The organism is Streptomyces sp. NPDC001816, from assembly GCF_042892235.1.
Lineage (GTDB): Bacteria > Actinomycetota > Actinomycetes > Streptomycetales > Streptomycetaceae > Streptomyces.
The window spans coordinates 172,837-189,270 of the sequence record NZ_JBIATY010000006.1 but is presented as its reverse complement, the minus strand read 5'-3'; the positions used below and the strand labels follow the sequence as shown (position 1 = coordinate 189,270).

The following is a 16,434-nucleotide window of genomic DNA, read 5'->3' as shown; positions in this document are numbered from 1 at the left end:
GCTCACCACCAGCCGGAGGACTTCTTCGCGGCCCGCTCGGCGGCGGCCTCGCGCACGACGCGCTGCCGCTCGGCCCGCAGGGCGGCGAGTTCCGTGATCAGGCGGGTCTCGGCCGACTGCCACGCGGTGTCCAGGTTCCGTTCCGCGCGGGCGGGGCTGTTGCCCCGGACGATGCGGTAGGAGCCGGAGGCCAGCGCGGACAGCACCGCGCGCCGCTCCCGGCCGTCCAGTGGCCACGTCTCGCGGTTCCTGACGGCGTCGAGCTTGCGGTTGGTCTGCTGTATCGCCTTGTCCAGGCGACGGGTCTCGGGCTTGCCCATGTCAGTCCTTCTGTCAGGCGGCCGTGCGGGTGGGATCGCAGGGTTCGCAGGTACCGAGGGAGGTGCGGATGACGTAGCCCACGTCCTTGCCGCACTCGGGGCAGATCCGGCGGGGGCGCATCATCGCTTCGTGCGCCCGCCACCGGCCGGGGGTCATCGGGCGGACGGGCTTGGCCAGGTCGAGGCGGTAGAGGTAGGCGACGGCGATGCCGCGCGGGTAGCGCCACATCAACTGCGCCGCCACCTGCTGACCGCCCGGCCGAAGCCCCCGCGCCCGCAGCTGTCGGCGCGTGGCCATCCCGTCCGGGGCCATGTGGAGCGGGTAGGTGGGGATGCCGTACGTGGCGCCGTCCGGATCCCAGAACCGGACGCTCACGCCACCACGCGCTTCCATGCGGCGCGCAGGCGGACCTCGGATGCGGAGTGGCCGGCCGCCCGGAAGCGCGCGGCCATCTCCCGGTAGGACAGGGCCGGTTCTTCGCTGTGGCGGATCTCGTCGACCAGCGCGTCCAGCGCCTCATCGGTGAGCGCCGGTCCCCCGGGCGGGAGCGCGGCAACCGGCTCCATAGGGCCCCAGACCGGCAGTTCCCAGCGGGGCGTGACACCGGGCGTGACGCTGGCCGTCACGCTGGCCAGCGCCCTGCTGGTCTCCTCGCCTGCCCGCGCCGTCTCCAGCGTCGACCACGCTCCCGCGAGGGTCTGTGCGGTCTTGGCCTGGACGCGTGCGACGCGGGCCCCGGCCCCCGTCACGGCCGCAAGGCGGGTCTCCTCGCTGGAGGCTTCCGCCCGCAGCCGGGCACGGGCGACGGCCGCTTCGTCGCGGGCCGTCTGTTGGATGCCCCGGATGGCGTCCAGTGCCGCCGGGGTGAGTGCGGTCCGCTCCCACAGCCCGTGCACCAGCCACAGAGCCTTGGCTGCGATCGGCAGCCACGCCACGGCCAGCCATGCGCCGGCAGAGCTTCCGGCGGTGAGTGCGTGCGTCACCAGGACGCCAGCCGCCAGCATGCCGAAGCACCAGCCGACGCCGGTCACCACGTGGCTGTGGTCGCCCTGAGAGGCCAGGCGGCGTTCGTAGGCGAGGGTGGCCAGCCATCCGCCGTCGATCCCGAGACCGACGACCAGCGCGACGGGCCACGGCACGGCCGTGCCCAGCCACATCACGACCACGGCCAGGGTGAGGACCATGGACACCGCCGTCATCGCAACGGCGGGCAGCACGGTCTTGGCCTTCATCGGCCGGCCCCCTCGTCGTCGTCGAGGTCGCCGGGCTCCCAGATGAACCCGCCGCCGGACCATTCCTCGTCGTCCCCGTAGTCCGGCACGACCGGGAGCGGGTCGTAGTCCTGCACAGGGAAGAGGCGGTCGAGCAGGCGCAGAAGCGCCCTGCGGATGCGTGTCATGCCGCGCCCCCCGTCGCATTGGTGGTGCGGTTGGCCAGCGCGCACCGGGCGGCCAACACCCGGTTGCGAGCCCGGCGGATGCGCTGCTGGTCCACCTCGTTCGGGGTGCGGTCAAGGGTCATGATCTGCGCGTCGAGGAGGTCGACCTCCGCCAGGATCAGCGGAGACTCCAGCTCGATCGCGTTCAGCTCCGCGAACGTCGGCTCGCGGTCGAAGTCGTCGACGGTAACAACCGCCTGAGCAGCACCGATGTGCTCCATGGGTCAGGTTCCTCTCACACAGGAACGGCCCGAACAGCACCCCCGGAGTTGCCGCTCCGGGGGTGCGCGCCGTTGAAGTCGGAACATCCGGCTCCCCTCAGCGCTGCTCGTGCGAGACGAGCAGCGGAGGCAGCCAGCCGCAGCGATCGACACTGCGAAGCCAGGAAGAAGCGAGACCGGGCTTCACCGGTGCGCCGTTGCCACGGAGCACCAGTCCCGAGCCGGGAATCGGGCGCGTCATCCTCACTGCTCTGACGCCAGCAGGGCGGCGCGTACCAGGTGGCACCCGAGGGCTGACCTCCAGAAATGAATGGATGATCCCCACGGGTGTCTTCCAGAGCTGGCACGCAGGGCGGGACAGGTGCACCCGCCTCGAAGTGGCCGCCGACGGCCATCACCCGGGCCGTTCCGGGGACGGGGCTCACACCCCGTCGAACTTGAACCCCTGTTGAATTCTCAACCAACTGCCGCTGCCTTCGTACTCACCCTCGCGGGCTTTCCTCCGGGCGTGGGTGCTGCTCCGAGCCGGTACCCGCGCCTTCAATGCGGGCATACCGGGGCACGGTGACCCTCGGGCGATGCTCCGACCGGCGGGCACATCCCTAAGGTTCCCTAGGGTTCCCTGTGGTGTCAAGCGGTAGGCTAGGGAACCGCAGGGAACTGGAGACGAGGGAGCTGACGAGATGGCAGGTCAGGCCGACAATCGAGCGCCATACGCGAAGATTGCCGCCCACTACGCGGAGCTGATCGAGTCCGGCCAGCTACCGCCGGGATCACTCCTGCCGAGCATCAAGAACCTCTCGGAGGAGTGGAGCGTGAGCACCGCAACGGCCGAGAAGGCGTTGCGCAAGCTGCGCAATGAGGGTCTGGTCAGGGGGATTCACGGCATTGGGACGGAAGTCCTGGACCGGCCCGCTCCAATGTCTTCGGGATCTCAGCGTCAGGACCGGGGTCGCCGTACCGGATCAAGTTGGGGATCAGGCGAAAGGTCCGACTCACACCAGGCCGCTGTGGTTTCCGCGCCCCCGGAGGTGGCGCAGGCGCTGGGCATCGAGCCTCGCTCCGACGTGATCCGCCGGCGTCGGGTGTACAGGGACCGGCACGGCATCGTGGCGCACAGTACGTCTTGGATCCCGGCTCAGTACGGGAGGCTGATCCCACAGTTGGCAAAGAGCGAGCGGTTGGCCGGGGGAACCTCGCTCCAGCTCATCGCCGAGGTGACTGGTCTTCCGATCAGTCATCGCATTGACACCGCCTCAGCGCGCTTGTTGACGGCGGAGGACGCCCAGCTTCTGGAGCTGGACCCTGAGAACCCGCCGACGGAACCCGTGGTCGTGATGACAGCGAAGTTCGTCGACAGTGAGGGGAACGTCGTGGAGTACGGTGTCGACCTCGGGGGCCCCGGCCGCACATGGCGGACGGAATCGGAGGTTTCCCAGTGACGACCCTCGACGACACGCTGATGAGCGTGCTTGAAGATCGCCTGGAGGCTCTGCTTGCCGCTCACCGTGCTGGCCCGCTCACTCCAGAAGCCGAAGCGGAGATGTCTGCGATCTCCCAAACCCTGACGAGACCGATGCCCTCACGTCCGCCGTTCTGTGTCCTTATGGCCGGCCTTCCAGGCTCGGGCAAGACCACCCTTTCCCGGGCCCTGACCGCTCGCGGATTCGTGCGCCTGTGCCCGGACGAGGAGATGTACCGCCGTCACGGCGTGTACGGGGTGGACTTCCCACGGGGCACCTTCCCGACCCTTGAGCGTCCGGTCCTTGAGGATGTGGCGGTTGAGCTCCGCGACCAGCTCAAGGCGGGACACGATGTCGTGGTTGACCATGGCTTCTGGACCCCGGATGACCGTGCTCGGTGGCGAGCCATCGCCACCGAAGCCAGCGCAACTCCGGTGCTTGTATATCTCGCAGCAAGTCACGGCGAACTCTGGTCGCGAATCAGCAAGCGCAACGAAGCCCACGCTCACGACCCCAACGCGATCTACTTCTCTGAGAGCGATCTTCAGCGCTACCGCACACGCTTCGTGCCGCCTGAGTCGGACGAACCGCATTTCAGGTACAGCGGCGATCCTGAGGCCGTGATCGGGGCACTGGAAGCCGCCCGCTCCTGACTCTTGGCCCGCCCCCGTTCATTGCCTAGGGGGCGGTCGAGCCGCTCATACAACCGCCTCGCCATGCCTGCGCGTTCACGCAACGTCTCCGGTAGACAGGGCCACGGCACGGCGATACGTTGATAAATGCGGGCTTGAGAGCCTGCAGTCCGCCGGCGGGTTCTCCTTTCCCCGCCAGCCGTCGCTGAGTCGACGTCTAAATGCCATTCAGTCGAGAACAGTCAGACCCTGTCTTTGTCACACGCCGATCAGGTCAAGTCCTCAAGTCATGAAGTCCCAGTCGCCCCTTGTTCAAAAACGAGGTGAAAGAGACTGTGCATGGAAGAGTACAGACTATTCGGCGCATTCCTCGTTCTTGCCGCACTGGTGGCGTACATGCACTACCCAGACATCACCTTTGAGGTGACTCTGGGAGTGCTCGCCCATGAGGTGTGGAGGAATATGTGGAGCGTAATCGCTTGGCTTCTGTCTCGCGGATAGAGACGTAGCGGCGATGATAGGTCAGCCACAGGATTCCCTGGGCTGACCTATCGACTACAGGGTGAGTGAGAATCATGACTCAGAAGTGGGTTATAGACCTAACTAGAGCTTGGGCGGGCACCGAGGGGGACGTCCTGGCAGCCGTAGTGGATCAGAACCGCCTTTCACCCGGAACTTTCAAGGTCATCTGCCTCCTCCGCCAATTGCCAGCAGTTCAGCGCGGGGCACCCACAACACCTGCAGCCGACGTGGCGAATGTTCCGAATTTCACTAACGCCGTCGGCGTGGAGAACTTTGTGGCTCAGCAAGTAGAGCAAATCCTTGCGCGCGGCGAGACCGTCAAGATCCTCTCATTTCACGCGAACGTGAAGGAGAGGGTTCTTTATATGAATACACAATATCCCGGTAGGATCCATTTTGAACCCCTGAACCGATACTCCCAGGGAGGACTCCCTGGTGAGCCTCTTAGGTGGGACGAGACATTTATGCCAGAGGAGGAAGCGGTAGACGCGGTTATATCTGCGTTGGCTGACGCGCCGAGCCCGATGCACAAAACGAGCCTTCGCCCTCGCCTTGCGGCACGGGATCCGCGCTTTGACAAGGGGTACAGCGAGTTTACGTCAAAAGCGGGGTTCGTCTCTGTACTGCTATCCCTGGCGCGCAAGCGCGGCTTCGTGGAGGTAATAGGAGAGGAGCCTGGGCAGCTGATTGCCTTGACCGCGACCGGAAGAGCTGCGCTACCGGAAGGCACTGCCACGGGCTCGCGTCAGGTTGGCGGAAGAGGTGGAAGGGTCGGCCTATCGCGTACGCCTTCAGGCGGCTCCCCCGCCCATGGAAGTAGGATTCGGAAGTCGGATCAATTCATTGACATTCTGCGCCACGAGGGAAACTTCGGGCCATTTCAAGAAGTGCGCACCGCCGTCTACCAAGAGATGGAGAAGCAGGTTACGGAGCATCCCGGAGAATTCAGTGTCCACGATTTGATATGCAAAGCTGCCTCCGTCACCCGAGACACTCGCAGTAATGAGCTCCTTCATGATCCAGAAAAGCCATTTCCGTGGTCAAATGTAATCGACTTCATTGTCCGCTTGGTGAATCGCCGAGCGGTGCTGATTTCTGACGGAAATCTCGTACGTCACACGTGGACGGAGATGGCGAAAGAAGTCGATGCACTAGATGACGATTGGCAGCTTAAACTTGATGGCGAGTTGGTGCTGTTTCTTCTGGAGAACGGAACTCCGGTTTCGGTACATGACATCGGCGACCTGGCAGGGGCTCTCTATAACTCCCATAACCCAGAATCTCGCCGTCGGGTAATCGAGGTCGTTCGTCTCCTCCTAGAGGAGAACAGAGTCATTGACCAAGATTCCGACTTGAAGCTACCGGCGTAACTCGGAAGCTACCCGAGGGTCCCGAGGGTCATGTGGGCTGAATCATGGAATGACAGTGATCTGACCTCTCGAACCCCCGACATGCAACGTAAGAGGTATGAGTCCTACGTGCGAGTACTCAGGACGCCCCGAGCGCGTCGGGATCATGCCCTGATCAGAGCGCTTGAGCAGGAACTACGGCCCGCCGTCCGTTGTCAGTGCCCAGGACTACTCTGCCGAGCGTGGATGATCTCCTGGGTAAGGTCCTTGAGCTTCAGCCGTCTTGGACGGCGGCGAACACGGAGAAGATGCAGGAACGAGGTGTCATCGTTCGGCAGCTGTTGCCTGATCTATTACGGGCGGATGGGGACCGTCTGTCGACTGCGCTCGGCATTTCCCTGGATGACTTGGGTGTCGAGGGTCGCGACGGAACGGGGCTCAAGTCGGAGATCCCGTGGGTTCGTGTGTTCGGGCGTGAGGAGTCTCCGAGCTCGACCATCGGGTGGTATGTGGTCTACCTGTTCAGTGCCTCCGGCCGGAGGGTCTACCTGTCTCTAAACCAAGGGACGACGATCTGGACAGGAGGTGTCTTCAAGCCGCGCAGGCTCGAAGACCTCCGGGCCCGTGTCGATTGGGCATTGCCTCAACTGGCGGAAGCCACGACCGAGCGTCCGGACCTGTGCGGGACTATCGAATTGGACGCCAGGACCCCTCTCGGGAGGGGCTACGAGCCCGGGAACGTGCTGGCCATCGGGTACGAGCGCGATCAGATGCCCCCACAGGAGACCCTGCTGGAAGACCTGCGCTTCATGGCGGGTCTGCTCGGCACCCTTTACAAGGCCGAGCGGCTGGCTCCCTACGTCCCGGGGGATCCGACCCCGGAGGTGGTAGAGGCTGAGCAGAGCGCGGCGAAGACCGCTGGCCGGCGCACCCGCAGCGGTTCACGGCCGGGCAGGTCGGGGCAGGGCTTTCTGCTCACGTCTGGCGAGCGGCGAGCCATCGAGCGCCACAGTGTCCGCATGACCGCTGAGCACTTTGAGGCACAAGGGTGGAAGGTCAAGGACGTCGGTGACAAGGAGTCCTTCGACCTTCTGCTCACAAGGGGCGAACGGCGGCTGCACGTCGAGGTCAAGGGAACGACCTCCGCAGGGCTGGAGGTGATTCTCACGCGCGCAGAGGTTGAGAAGCAGCGGAAGTACTACCCAGACAACGCCTTGGTCGTCGTGCACTCGATCGAGTTGGACCGCACGGGGGAGGAGCCGGCGACATCTGGGGGCGTTCTCCATTGCACCTCACCGTGGGTTGTGGAAGACGCAGATCTCACGGTGATCTCGTACGCGTATCGGACGCGGGTCGGCAGTCCACAGTCCGGTGAGGCGACTAGGAATTCGCCCCTGGTTCCCCCAGGCGTCCCCCAGCAGCGGCGTGCACAGAAAGAACCGCAGGTCACCGATGGTGGACAGGGCCCGCTGTAAATCTGCTGGCTCATCTCGCTGGGCCGTCTCTGGGGCGTCCGAGGGCGGCCAGCGACAGCCAATGACGACCAGCATCGACCACGAGGGCACGGCCGCCGGCCGCGCCCTCGTGCAAGGTCCACACAGCTAAACCCAGGTGTCCAGCCACATCCGCGACCGCCAACTGTCGATCGGGATCGCCGTGCCCGTGTACAGCGGCCAGAAGTAGATGAAGTCTGCGCGGTGCGGCCGCTTAGGGCCCCGACCAGGCGTTTGTCTGTGGTCGGGGCCGGACTAGGCGTCGTGGGCCGTCTCTGGGCCGTGTGTGATCCAGATGCTGCTCAGGTCGGCGTCCCGAGGACGTCTCTAGCGGTGGCTACGAACGCCAGCCGAGCGGCCCCCAAGGAAGTCGTTAGCTCTTGGTCTCTTGCTATGTGTGAGTCGATATGCGACTCATCTCCTGATTCAAGTATTTCGTACCATTCTTCGACCCAGTCGTACGTAGCCCTCACAGCGTCTGTCAGTGCGAACGCTGCATCTACTACGGCCTGAGGTCCCCAGAGCTGTAGATGACCCCGCAGGATGATGAGAGAGTTCCGCGAGTCGGATAGGTCTGCTGCTGTGTCCGAGGGCACAACAGTGCGTGTATTGACGAATTTCGAGCAGTCGACCAGCCCCTTCGCGTATCGCACGAAAGCATCGATGAAGGAGACACACACCTCTCTGCGCTGCTCCCTGACCCAGTGGCCATGCTCTGCTGCGGACTGCCGCTGAACCTGCAGTCCGACAGCTTCTATAGATTTTTGTGCTCCGATGCGCGCCCCGTACGCAGTGGCCAGTCCACCGATTCCAGCTCCGATGAGCCCAGCCACACCAGCGAACACTGCTGCTGCCCCTTGATCCATGCATCCATTCTCTGAGCGCAGCCGTGGCGCTGACCACGACTCCGGGGCCTATAGTTCGCCGCCCCGCAGTCAGAGCATGGGGCCATTCTGGAGCGACGGGCCGGACCACTGCGTTGATGCACCGCTAGACGAAGCGTCGATGAACTGGGCCGTCCCCGGGCCGTCCGAGGGAGACCGACGACGGCCGCGACCAACCAACAACGACCACGACGGCACAGCAGCTTGCCGGTCCGTGGTGATGCATCTGTCCAGCTACACCCAGGTATCCAGCCACATCCGCGACCGCCAGCTGTCGATCGGGATCGCCGTCCCCGTTGGCAACGCTCCGCGAAGTGCCGCACCAGCAACCAGAGGTAGACGCTAACGGCGACTTGACCAGCGGGAATGGGATGGCACTCTGACATCAATGCCTGACATCAACAGCCACGTACGCCGGCGCACGACAGTGGACCAGCATCGGCCCCCAGCCCTGGATTGACGGTGCTTCGCGGCTGGTCGGCGCCGCATGAATCCGGGGTGAACGCGCCTACGGATCAGAAGGTTGCAGGTTCGAATCCTGCCGAGTGCACACAGGTAAGAGGCCCCGGAGAGATCCGGGGCCTCTTGCGTTTCGGGGGCGTACAGCAGCGAAGTACAGCAACCGCCTTAGCCGGTACCGCCCATGGCATCGGAGAGCTTGCCGAGCGCGGCCCGCACCTCCTCCTCGCTCGCTTCGGCGTAGACCTCCATCGTCATGGCGATCTGCGAGTGGCGGAGGATCCGCTGTGCCACCTTCGGGTGCACCTTGAGAGCGACGAGGAGCGAGCTGCACGTGTGCCGAGTGTTCCGCAGCGGGATCACTCGGAGGCCAGCGCGGCGGACCCGGAGGGCGAACATGCGGGTGAGGTTGCCCGGCTCGATCGGGGTGCCGTACTTGGTCGTGAACACCAGATCATGACTGCCCTGCCACAGTTCCCCGGCGGCTTTCCGGTCGCCGCTCTGCTGTGCACGGCGCATCCGGAGCGCCTTCACACAGAGCGCCGGCAGAGGAAGGAAGTCGTCGGACTCCTCGGTCTTGGTCTCCCGGTGCAAGATCTGCCGCCCGGCACGCTGGATCTGGTGATCCACGTAGATCTCGCCGGTCTCGAAGTCCACTGACTTCCAGGTGAGCCCCAGCACCTCACCCCGCCGGAGGCCGAGGCAGAGCACGAGCATCCAGGCCGCGAAGAGGTGATCGTCGCGGGCGGCGCAATCGGCGAGGAACCGGCCCGCTTCGGCAACCGACCAAGGCTTGATCTTCCGACGTCGAGGCTTCGGGACCTTCACCAGGGAGGCCACGTTCTTGCCGATCTCCTCTTCGGCCACGGCGTGGGTGAGGGCCGCACGAAGGGCATCGCGGGCCGCCTGGACGACGCGGCGGGAGGTGTACGTCTCGCAGCACTCACCGACCGCACAGCACCGCTGTCGTGCCGGACCGCGCTTCGCATCCTTGCCCTGGGCGCAGCACTGGCAGGTGCGGGTGAGCTTGTTGATCCATTCCCGGACGTCGCGAACGGTGAGCTTGTCGAGTCGCTTCGAGCCAAGATGCGGGTTGATGTAGAGCCGTACGGAGCCCTCGTAGGAGACGTACGTCAGCGGGGCGAGATTCGGCTTCACGATCTCTTCTAGCCAGTAGGCGAGGAACACCGCGAGGGTGCGGTGGCGAGTGGCGACCGGCCCCTTCTTCGCTTCGGCGTGCAGGGCGATCCACTTGTCGTGAACCTCGTCGCGAGTCTTGCCGTAGACGTACTTCCGCTTGCGCTTGCCCTCCGGAGTGTCGACCCAGACGTAGGCCGCGAAGCCGTTCTTGTACGGGTAGATCGAGCCTTCGCCGTTGGCGCGCTTGCCACTCATGCCGACACCGCCCCGGTTCCAGAGGTGACACGCGCGACGTACTCATCAACCCACTCCGGCAGGATGCGGCGGTTGCGGCCGACCTTCACCGAACGGATCTCTCCAGTCAGCACCAACATCTTGGTCTTGGACAGGCTGAACTTGAGCATGGCCGCGACCTCCGCCGTCGTGTGCCACTTGGGTTGGATCACGGGCGTGGTCATGCTGCGGCTTCCTCCCATTCGAGTTCTTGCAGTGCTTCGCGTGCTGTCTCTCGGTTCAGCCGGAGGTCTCGGGCGATCGTGGCGGCGAGCCAGGATTCGCCGGGGGTGTGGCCCTGTCCGGCATAGGTCCAGTGGGCGAGCACGAGCGTGGAACCCTCCGAATCGTCGAGGTCTTCGGAGAGCCCGCGTTCGCGGCGCTCCTGGCGGGCGCGGTAGTCGGCGCGGACCTGGCGGAGGGCGCCGAGCGTGGTCGAGTAGCGGCGGGACTTGGTGGAGAAGTGGCCGCGGAAGCCGAGCATGTGAGCCCAGCGGGCCAGCAGCCGTTCCGGGTAAGCGTCGTTGAGGTCCCAGCAGGCTTCGAGCAGGCGCCGGGTGTGGGCGGGCAGCGGCAGCTTGTCGAGTTCGGCCAGCTCCCCGATCCGGCGGTCCACGGTGCCGGTGGTCTCGGCTGCCTTGGTGGCGTACTTGGCCACGTAGGAAGCCACGGCCTGCTCGGTCAGCTCCTCCTGCCCCAGGGCGCCGATGGGCTGCACGTCAACCTGCGACCCCCACTGAAGGGTGCGCGCCGGGTGGTCGCCGGAGGCTGGGACGGGTACGGAGACGCGAGCGGCGGCAGCCTTGATGGCGTCGTCCAGGAGCGCGACCGTGGCCCATGCCGGCGGGGTGGTGTCCGGGCCGTCCGGACCATCCAGCCGCACCACCGCGTGGAAGTGCACGGAACCGCGCTTCTGGAATTCGGCGACCTTGCCGAAGGAGACCCGGCACACCTCTTTCAGGTCTGACTGGGTCAGGCCCGCACGGGCGGCGATCTCCCGGCGGAGGTAGATCGTGAACCGGCGCCACAGGTCCCCGGCGAAGTTGTTCCACAGCACCGCGCCCGCGTAGTCGTACCGGCCGGGAGCGAGCGCCGTGCCCAGCGCCGGGTCGTTGTCAGAGTGGGAGCTCCCGCAGCGGCAGCGGCCGGAGTCGGGCCGGTTGTGCACGGGACCGAACGACGGGGCAGTGAGGGTGGCGAAGACACGGGGGTGATCCCGAACCGTGGCGGGCACGTCCTTGCGTTCGTCGCCGGTGATCCCGGCCCGGATCAGGTGATAGGTGTCCCCGGCGTACGTCCAGGCGCAGGCAGGGCAGCGGGAGGCCCGCCGGTTGCCGCAGGCCACCCGGAGCATGCCGCCCGGCTCCCGCTCGGTGCTGTAGGAGTAAAGGACGTCACCGCTCTTGGCGTCACGGGTGACGGTCTCGCCCCGCAGCCGGATCGGGTGAGCACAGCCGCCAGTGCGGCGGATCTGTTCCTGCCAGCGGTCGAAGCCGGGCGAGTTCGCCACGCGCAGCAGGTCGGCGAGGGTGATCGGGTCGGTGCCCAAGGAGGCCGCAGCACTGGCCACGGCCTCAGGGGCGACGGGGAAGACCGTCACGCAGCCACCCCCGCGAACTCGGTCACGGGTGTCGGTTCGGGAACGGCCGGGGCACCGAACGTCGGATCCGCCGGGCAGATCACGTCACCGTCATGGGTCAGCACCCGCAGCCCGTCGACGGACACCCAGGCCCAGCGCGGGGCGCGCGTGCGGCACCCGGGGCAAGTCGTCGGCCGCTCAAGCAGGTCCAGGCAGGAAGGGAAGACGCTCACGCGGCACCGCCGTTCTGGCACAGCCAGCAGGGGCGGTAGCCCTCCTCGTACCAGTCGGAGGCGTCATCGATGACCCAGTTGCCCCAGAGCTTTCCGGCGTCGTCGCACTTCGGGCACGGACCGTCGATCGCGGCCGGGAGCTCCCGCGCGGCCGGGGTAACTGGGGCCCAGAAGAGGGAAGTCGACGCCATGGATTCGGCGACACCGAGACGCCGCTTGGAGGGGAAGCGCTCCTTGTGACGGCGGTCGATCTCCGGGGTCGTCATGTCACGCAGCCACAGCTTCCGGTGGCCAGCCAGGTAGGACGCGCGCCGTCGGATCTCCTCACGGCCGAGCCGAGCAGCGCCCTGGGCGATCCAGCCGATCAAGGTCGTGTCCACCGGCCCCTGAAGGCGGTAGCGACTCGGCATGTCCGAGGCATACAGCGCAACCGCGCGCTCCATGCCAGACAGTTCTTCGGCTAACTCGGTGGTCGGGGCCTGCGGGGCAACCAGCGTTGCGGGCATGATGGAGCTTCCCTTCACGGGACGAAGGGGGCGGCGAATCTGCTTGGCGGTAGGAGCGCCGCCCCCGGGCAAATGGCATGTGCTGGTTCCCGCCCTGTTGGAGCAGCGGGTACAGCTCTATAGTGTTTTAGAGCACCTCCTACGTCAAGGAGTGTTCTGAAGTGCTTTAGAACAGGAGCTGAAGACATGCCCGGATCCGCGCCCGCCTTGCCGCCCTACCAGCGCATTGCCGCGCAGATCAAAGGGCAGATCGAGCGTGGCGAGCTTCGTCCGGGCGACCGCATCCCGTCTGTCCGAGACATCGTTCGCGATGAGGGGGTATCGGTCGCCACGGCTACCCGAGTCGCAGCAGTGCTGCGGGCAGAGGGCTATGCAGAGACCATCCCGGGGATTGGAACGGTGGCGCGCATGCCCAGCAAGATCACAACCGGCCCAGATCGACTCCAGCTCCAGCGGACTACGGGGAGCGGCTTCCGGCCAGGCGAGCGAGTCGAGATCGTGAGTGCCGAAGTAGTGCCAGCGAACACGGAAGTGGCCGATGCCCTCGGGGTCGACGAGGGGAGCTCGGTAGTCCAGCGGCGCCGACGCTACCTGGACGAAGACGGGGTAGTTGCGCTCTCCACGTCATGGCTGCCGGGGGAGTTGGGGGAAGCCGCTCCAGAGCTTACGTCTACGGGACCGTTGCCGAAGATGACCTTCGGCCTGATCGAGGACCGGACAGGACGTCGGGCGGTCAAGCGGCGCGACGTCGTGTCGATTCGACCCGTGCCAGAAGATGTGGCTCTACTCCTGGATCTTCAACCGGGGAGCCTGGCGCTGACCATGGCTAACACGTACTGGGACCAGTACGGACAGGTCACCGAGTACGCCCGCGACTTCATGGGGCCAGACCGAGAGCTTGCCGCCGACTACGACCTGGAGTAGCGCAAGCCACGGGCCGCGCGGCTGTGAGCCGGTTACAGGTTTCTCTACCTCATCAAGCACCCGTCGTCGCGTCGCTCCTCCGGGCGGGCGCGGGCGGCCGGCGGCGCCCGCGCTCATGTCTCCGCCCCGCTCGGCACCGCCGGCCGCCCGCGCCCGCCCAAGAGGCAGGCACACAGTGCATGAAGTCAGAACACGTCGTGGCTGGGGCGGTCGGCTCCACGGCTTTAGGCAGCCACTTTGGCGCGAGCCTCGAAGATCATGGCCCCAACGTCGTGCTTTACCGGGCAGGTCCACAGACTGCCCGACGCGCCGGAAGCTTACGGGGCCATGATCACTCGCGCCAAAGCAGCTCCAGCCCAAAGCCGCTCCACCGACCTACGAAGAGCGCTTGCGGGCACGCGGCTCTTGATCCAGCTCCTCTTGCTGCTCCAAGAAGTTGATGGCCCTGTCGAAGCTCTCGTCATCTCCGTACTGAAGGTCCATCGACTCAGCCCAATCCCGAGCATGGGCGAGTTGCTCGTCAAGGGCTTTGAGCCGCTCAGGGCTGAGTCCGCCGCCGAAGCGCTGGTGAGCCGCCTGACGCGAACAACCCAGATGCTTGCCAATTTGTCCCCAGCTCACGCCTTCGTGGCGAGCCTCGGCGACGAGTAGGTGCAACTCCTCATTGAGCTGACCCCGCAAGCTTTCGACCGCCCGGATCGCCTCGATCAAGGCCGCTCTCTTATCGCACCCCGGGTAGACGATGGTCTCGTAATCGTCGATTGCCTCTTCAATGGCGAGACGCACCCCACGTGCGGCCTTGGACCTGAGCGCCTCGTGCCAATACGGGCGAGTGATCGACAGCCACTTCCAAGGCCTCATCATGTGTCAAGGCTATCTTGACGCTTCCTCACATGTAGCCGAGGACCATAGTCACTAGAGCCTTGGTTCGTCGCTGCAACGACGAACGGCCCCTCGCTGCAACGAGAGGCCGCTCTACACCCTCCGACGTCCGTCAAGCTGCCAGAAGGACACATAGATGACTGTACGCCGATCCCGCCCACAGCGTTCGGGGGGTTCATCGGAGCCGCCCGACGACCTGCTCAGCACGCGGGCACTACTGCTGCTCGTCATCGCAGGCGGGTGCACGTGGATGGCAGCGGTGAAGCCCACCTGGGGCGCTGCCATTCTCGTCGGCGTAGGAGTCTTGGCGCTCCTCCACTCGATCACACGCAAAGACTGAGCCTGCAGCCCTGGACCGTCGCAGTACAGCAGCGAAGTACAGCAACCACAGCAACCGACCCCGTCCGGCGGCGACCTCGTAAGGCCGTAGCGCGACCGGTATGACCTTCACCGACCGATCCACATAGAGCTACGGATCAGAAGGTTGCAGGTTCGAATCCTGCCGAGTGCACAACAGTTCGGAGGCCCTGTGGAGCGATCCACAGGGCCTCCGGCTTTTGCCTTGACGGCAGTGTCTGACGGCAACCGCCTCAGAAGGCGGGCGCAGGGCGGATCAGACGCCTACGGGGACACCGGCCGCGCCGTCGTCATCGTCCCGCCTGCTGCCGTCACCCCTCAGTGCGTCCCCGACGCGGTCGAAGGCGGAGCGCTGGGAGTCGAGCCGTACGAAGGTGTAGATGTCCATGGTCACGCGGATCGAGCTGTGGCCCAGGACTTCCATGATCATGCGGGCGTCGGCTCCCTGTTCGTGGAGAAGCGAGGCGCAGGTGTGGCGCAGGTCGTGGAAGCGGACCTTACGGACTCCGGCGCGGGCGCACAGCGCCTCGAAGGATCGGTTCAGGTTGCGCGGCTCGATGGGGGTCCCGTTCTTCGTGGTGAAGACGAGGCCTTGACCCGTGCCCTTCCAGCTGTTGCCCGCGGCCTTCCTGTCAGCAGTCTGCTGGGCGCGCTGAGCGCGGAGCGCGGTCACGCATTCGGCCGGCAGGGCTACGCGCCGCGCCGAGCGCTGAGTCTTCGGCGCGACGATCAGCAGCTCGCCGCCGAAAGCACGCCAACTGCCCCGGTACCATCGGCACCGGGGTCCTGATCAGGGATTCCGCGACCGGACCACCCGGAATGCTGTCCAGGCTGAGGGGTGGTCCGGTCTTGGCGTTGTCGGCCGTGGCGGCCCGAGCGACGCCGGATGAAGGGGCGTCTCGGGATCAGCTCAGCGCCTTGCCCACCTCGTAGATCGTGGGCCTGTCCTTGGGAGCGTGGCTGAGCATGGCGTCGATCAGTTCGCCCATCTCGCCAGGCACCTTCACCGGCCGACGCCTTCCGGCCGCCACAGCCTCCCTCTGTACGGGACGAGGAGCGTCGTCCGCGTACTCGACAGCCCGCCAGCCCGTGGCGGAGATCAGCAGCGAAGCGCCAAGGGCATAGATGTCGGCTTCCTGCGTCGCTTCGGCTTCTCCGGTTGCGAGCACGCTGCGCGCGATCTCCGGCGCTTCGTAGTGGACGAGGCAGCCGCGGAACGGGAAGTCATAGCTCTCGGGAACGTGCCCGCCTCGGGCAAGAGCCAGGTCGATGAGGTGCGTCCGTTCCGGCCCGATGATGAAGTGGGCGGGCTGCACGTCGCCGTGTGCCCAGCCCTTGGAATGGAGTTCGGCCAACGCCTCCACACAGCCCAACGCCACACTGGTGTGCGGTTCGACGGTGGACTCTCGCCCACGGCAGGGCTCCCACAATTGGTATAGATCGGGCCCTTCATGCCAGGGCTGGAAGTTCCACGTTCCGCGCTCCCACTCGCCGTACGCGAAGTCATCGAACCCGAGGCGATGCAGGACAGTCCCCTCGCGCGCGGGCGCGAGCGCGGTCCAGGGTTGGGCCGGCCAGTCGGCCGTGGCTTCGATCGGGTAGCCGAGCTTCACGGCGTAGTGGCCCCGATTGCCTTCGACCTCCCAGACCATGGAACCCCGACGGTTCACGACCAGGCGCTGAGCCGTGGGCATGAGCGCGTCGAGCACCACGATGGGCAGTTCAGCGGGTGACCCGGACAACGTCTCTTCTCCTTCC

19 protein-coding genes and 1 pseudogene are annotated in these 16,434 nt (G+C 65.8%); 5 read left to right on the top strand and 15 right to left on the bottom strand.

Translation table 11 applies throughout. The annotated features are described in order from the left end of the window. Positions 1 to 2: 2 nt before the first annotated feature. Genes ACFYZZ_RS22655 through ACFYZZ_RS22635 form a run of 5 tightly spaced genes read right to left on the bottom strand, consistent with a single transcriptional unit; the run spans position 3 to position 1,980 of the window. On the bottom strand, positions 3 to 320 hold the full coding sequence (locus ACFYZZ_RS22655) for a hypothetical protein (protein WP_389178743.1): 318 nt from the start codon (positions 318 to 320) through the stop codon (positions 3 to 5). Between the two features lie 13 nt (positions 321 to 333). Continuing rightward, positions 334 to 696: an RRQRL motif-containing zinc-binding protein gene (locus tag ACFYZZ_RS22650; protein ID WP_389178740.1), complete on the bottom strand. Its 363-nt coding sequence runs from the start codon at positions 694 to 696 to the stop codon at positions 334 to 336. Further along, positions 693 to 1,553: a protein spdB gene (locus tag ACFYZZ_RS22645; RefSeq protein ID WP_389178737.1), complete on the bottom strand. Its 861-nt coding sequence runs from the start codon at positions 1,551 to 1,553 to the stop codon at positions 693 to 695. Before ACFYZZ_RS22645 ends, ACFYZZ_RS22650 begins: the two co-directional genes overlap by 4 nt. Next, positions 1,550 to 1,720, bottom strand: a complete 171-nt coding sequence (locus ACFYZZ_RS22640; RefSeq protein WP_389178734.1) for a hypothetical protein — start codon at positions 1,718 to 1,720, stop codon at positions 1,550 to 1,552. The genes ACFYZZ_RS22645 and ACFYZZ_RS22640 overlap by 4 nt, the downstream gene beginning before the upstream one ends. Further along, on the bottom strand, positions 1,717 to 1,980 hold the full coding sequence (locus ACFYZZ_RS22635; protein ID WP_389178731.1) for a DUF6284 family protein: 264 nt from the start codon (positions 1,978 to 1,980) through the stop codon (positions 1,717 to 1,719). Before ACFYZZ_RS22635 ends, ACFYZZ_RS22640 begins: the two co-directional genes overlap by 4 nt. Positions 1,981 to 2,663: 683 nt before the next feature. On the opposite strand from ACFYZZ_RS22635, the gene ACFYZZ_RS22630 reads away from it, so the two are divergent. The 4 genes from ACFYZZ_RS22630 (at position 2,664) to ACFYZZ_RS22615 (ending at position 7,421) form a co-directional block, all read left to right on the top strand. Beyond that, entirely contained in the window at positions 2,664 to 3,422 is a 759-nt protein-coding gene (locus ACFYZZ_RS22630) for a GntR family transcriptional regulator (protein ID WP_389178728.1), read from the top strand. Next, positions 3,419 to 4,096, top strand: a complete 678-nt coding sequence (locus ACFYZZ_RS22625) for an AAA family ATPase (protein WP_389178725.1) — start codon at positions 3,419 to 3,421, stop codon at positions 4,094 to 4,096. Before ACFYZZ_RS22630 ends, ACFYZZ_RS22625 begins: the two co-directional genes overlap by 4 nt. A 554-nt stretch (positions 4,097 to 4,650) precedes the next feature. Further along, a complete protein-coding gene (locus ACFYZZ_RS22620) occupies positions 4,651 to 5,967 on the top strand; it encodes a hypothetical protein (protein WP_389178722.1) in 1,317 nt (438 codons plus the stop codon). A gap of 221 nt (positions 5,968 to 6,188) precedes the next feature. Further along, positions 6,189 to 7,421 (top strand): MrcB family domain-containing protein, encoded by a 1,233-nt coding sequence (locus ACFYZZ_RS22615; RefSeq protein WP_389178719.1) that lies wholly within the window; start codon positions 6,189 to 6,191, stop codon positions 7,419 to 7,421. Between the two features lie 320 nt (positions 7,422 to 7,741). On the opposite strand, the gene ACFYZZ_RS22610 is transcribed toward ACFYZZ_RS22615, so the two are convergent. The 7 genes and pseudogenes from ACFYZZ_RS22610 to ACFYZZ_RS22580 form a co-directional block, all read right to left on the bottom strand. Beyond that, positions 7,742 to 8,305 carry a hypothetical protein gene (locus ACFYZZ_RS22610; protein ID WP_389178715.1) on the bottom strand — a complete coding sequence of 188 codons (564 nt, stop codon included), beginning with the start codon at positions 8,303 to 8,305 and terminating at the stop codon, positions 7,742 to 7,744. A 645-nt stretch (positions 8,306 to 8,950) separates the two neighbouring features. Beyond that, complete coding sequence (locus ACFYZZ_RS22605; RefSeq protein WP_389179757.1) at positions 8,951 to 9,649, bottom strand: site-specific integrase; 699 nt, start codon at positions 9,647 to 9,649, stop codon at positions 8,951 to 8,953. Positions 9,650 to 9,865: 216 nt separating this feature from the next. Continuing rightward, positions 9,866 to 10,177 (bottom strand): annotated as a pseudogene (locus ACFYZZ_RS22600) (site-specific integrase); the annotation flags it as partial. Then, positions 10,174 to 10,380, bottom strand: a complete 207-nt coding sequence (locus ACFYZZ_RS22595) for an excisionase family DNA-binding protein (protein WP_389178712.1) — start codon at positions 10,378 to 10,380, stop codon at positions 10,174 to 10,176. The gene ACFYZZ_RS22595 and the pseudogene ACFYZZ_RS22600, both read right to left, overlap by 4 nt. After that, positions 10,377 to 11,765 carry a replication initiator protein RepSA gene (repSA, locus tag ACFYZZ_RS22590; RefSeq protein ID WP_389179754.1) on the bottom strand — a complete coding sequence of 463 codons (1,389 nt, stop codon included), beginning with the start codon at positions 11,763 to 11,765 and terminating at the stop codon, positions 10,377 to 10,379. Before repSA ends, ACFYZZ_RS22595 begins: the two co-directional genes overlap by 4 nt. Before the next feature lie 26 nt (positions 11,766 to 11,791). Next, positions 11,792 to 12,007, bottom strand: coding sequence for a hypothetical protein (locus ACFYZZ_RS22585; RefSeq protein WP_389178709.1), 216 nt, complete (start codon positions 12,005 to 12,007; stop codon positions 11,792 to 11,794). Next, a complete protein-coding gene (locus tag ACFYZZ_RS22580) occupies positions 12,004 to 12,513 on the bottom strand; it encodes a hypothetical protein (protein WP_389178706.1) in 510 nt (169 codons plus the stop codon). Before ACFYZZ_RS22580 ends, ACFYZZ_RS22585 begins: the two co-directional genes overlap by 4 nt. Positions 12,514 to 12,699: 186 nt before the next feature. Between ACFYZZ_RS22580 and ACFYZZ_RS22575 the strand changes: the two genes are divergently transcribed. Further along, positions 12,700 to 13,437, top strand: a complete 738-nt coding sequence (locus ACFYZZ_RS22575) for a GntR family transcriptional regulator (RefSeq protein WP_389178703.1) — start codon at positions 12,700 to 12,702, stop codon at positions 13,435 to 13,437. Between the two features lie 375 nt (positions 13,438 to 13,812). On the opposite strand, the gene ACFYZZ_RS22570 is transcribed toward ACFYZZ_RS22575, so the two are convergent. The 3 genes from ACFYZZ_RS22570 to ACFYZZ_RS22560 form a co-directional block, all read right to left on the bottom strand. Next, entirely contained in the window at positions 13,813 to 14,301 is a 489-nt protein-coding gene (locus tag ACFYZZ_RS22570; RefSeq protein ID WP_389178700.1) for a hypothetical protein, read from the bottom strand. Positions 14,302 to 14,932: 631 nt separating this feature from the next. Then, a complete protein-coding gene (locus tag ACFYZZ_RS22565; RefSeq protein ID WP_389179752.1) occupies positions 14,933 to 15,406 on the bottom strand; it encodes a tyrosine-type recombinase/integrase in 474 nt (157 codons plus the stop codon). Between the two features lie 175 nt (positions 15,407 to 15,581). Beyond that, a complete protein-coding gene (locus ACFYZZ_RS22560; RefSeq protein WP_389178697.1) occupies positions 15,582 to 16,418 on the bottom strand; it encodes a protein kinase in 837 nt (278 codons plus the stop codon). Positions 16,419 to 16,434: the final 16 nt, after the last annotated feature.

What these genes read in the sequence shown, in the direction of transcription:
- ACFYZZ_RS22655 (WP_389178743.1), bottom strand. Translation starts at nt 320, where the DNA reads ATGGGCAAGCCCGAGACCCGTCGCCTGGACAAGGCGATACAGCAGACC.
- ACFYZZ_RS22645 (WP_389178737.1), bottom strand. Translation starts at nt 1,553, where the DNA reads ATGAAGGCCAAGACCGTGCTGCCCGCCGTTGCGATGACGGCGGTGTCC.
- ACFYZZ_RS22640 (WP_389178734.1), bottom strand. Translation starts at nt 1,720, where the DNA reads ATGACACGCATCCGCAGGGCGCTTCTGCGCCTGCTCGACCGCCTCTTC.
- ACFYZZ_RS22635 (WP_389178731.1), bottom strand. Translation starts at nt 1,980, where the DNA reads ATGGAGCACATCGGTGCTGCTCAGGCGGTTGTTACCGTCGACGACTTC.
- ACFYZZ_RS22630 (WP_389178728.1), top strand. Translation starts at nt 2,664, where the DNA reads ATGGCAGGTCAGGCCGACAATCGAGCGCCATACGCGAAGATTGCCGCC.
- ACFYZZ_RS22620 (WP_389178722.1), top strand. Translation starts at nt 4,651, where the DNA reads ATGACTCAGAAGTGGGTTATAGACCTAACTAGAGCTTGGGCGGGCACC.
- ACFYZZ_RS22610 (WP_389178715.1), bottom strand. Translation starts at nt 8,305, where the DNA reads ATGGATCAAGGGGCAGCAGCAGTGTTCGCTGGTGTGGCTGGGCTCATC.
- ACFYZZ_RS22595 (WP_389178712.1), bottom strand. Translation starts at nt 10,380, where the DNA reads ATGACCACGCCCGTGATCCAACCCAAGTGGCACACGACGGCGGAGGTC.
- ACFYZZ_RS22580 (WP_389178706.1), bottom strand. Translation starts at nt 12,513, where the DNA reads ATGCCCGCAACGCTGGTTGCCCCGCAGGCCCCGACCACCGAGTTAGCC.
- ACFYZZ_RS22575 (WP_389178703.1), top strand. Translation starts at nt 12,700, where the DNA reads ATGCCCGGATCCGCGCCCGCCTTGCCGCCCTACCAGCGCATTGCCGCG.
- ACFYZZ_RS22570 (WP_389178700.1), bottom strand. Translation starts at nt 14,301, where the DNA reads ATGATGAGGCCTTGGAAGTGGCTGTCGATCACTCGCCCGTATTGGCAC.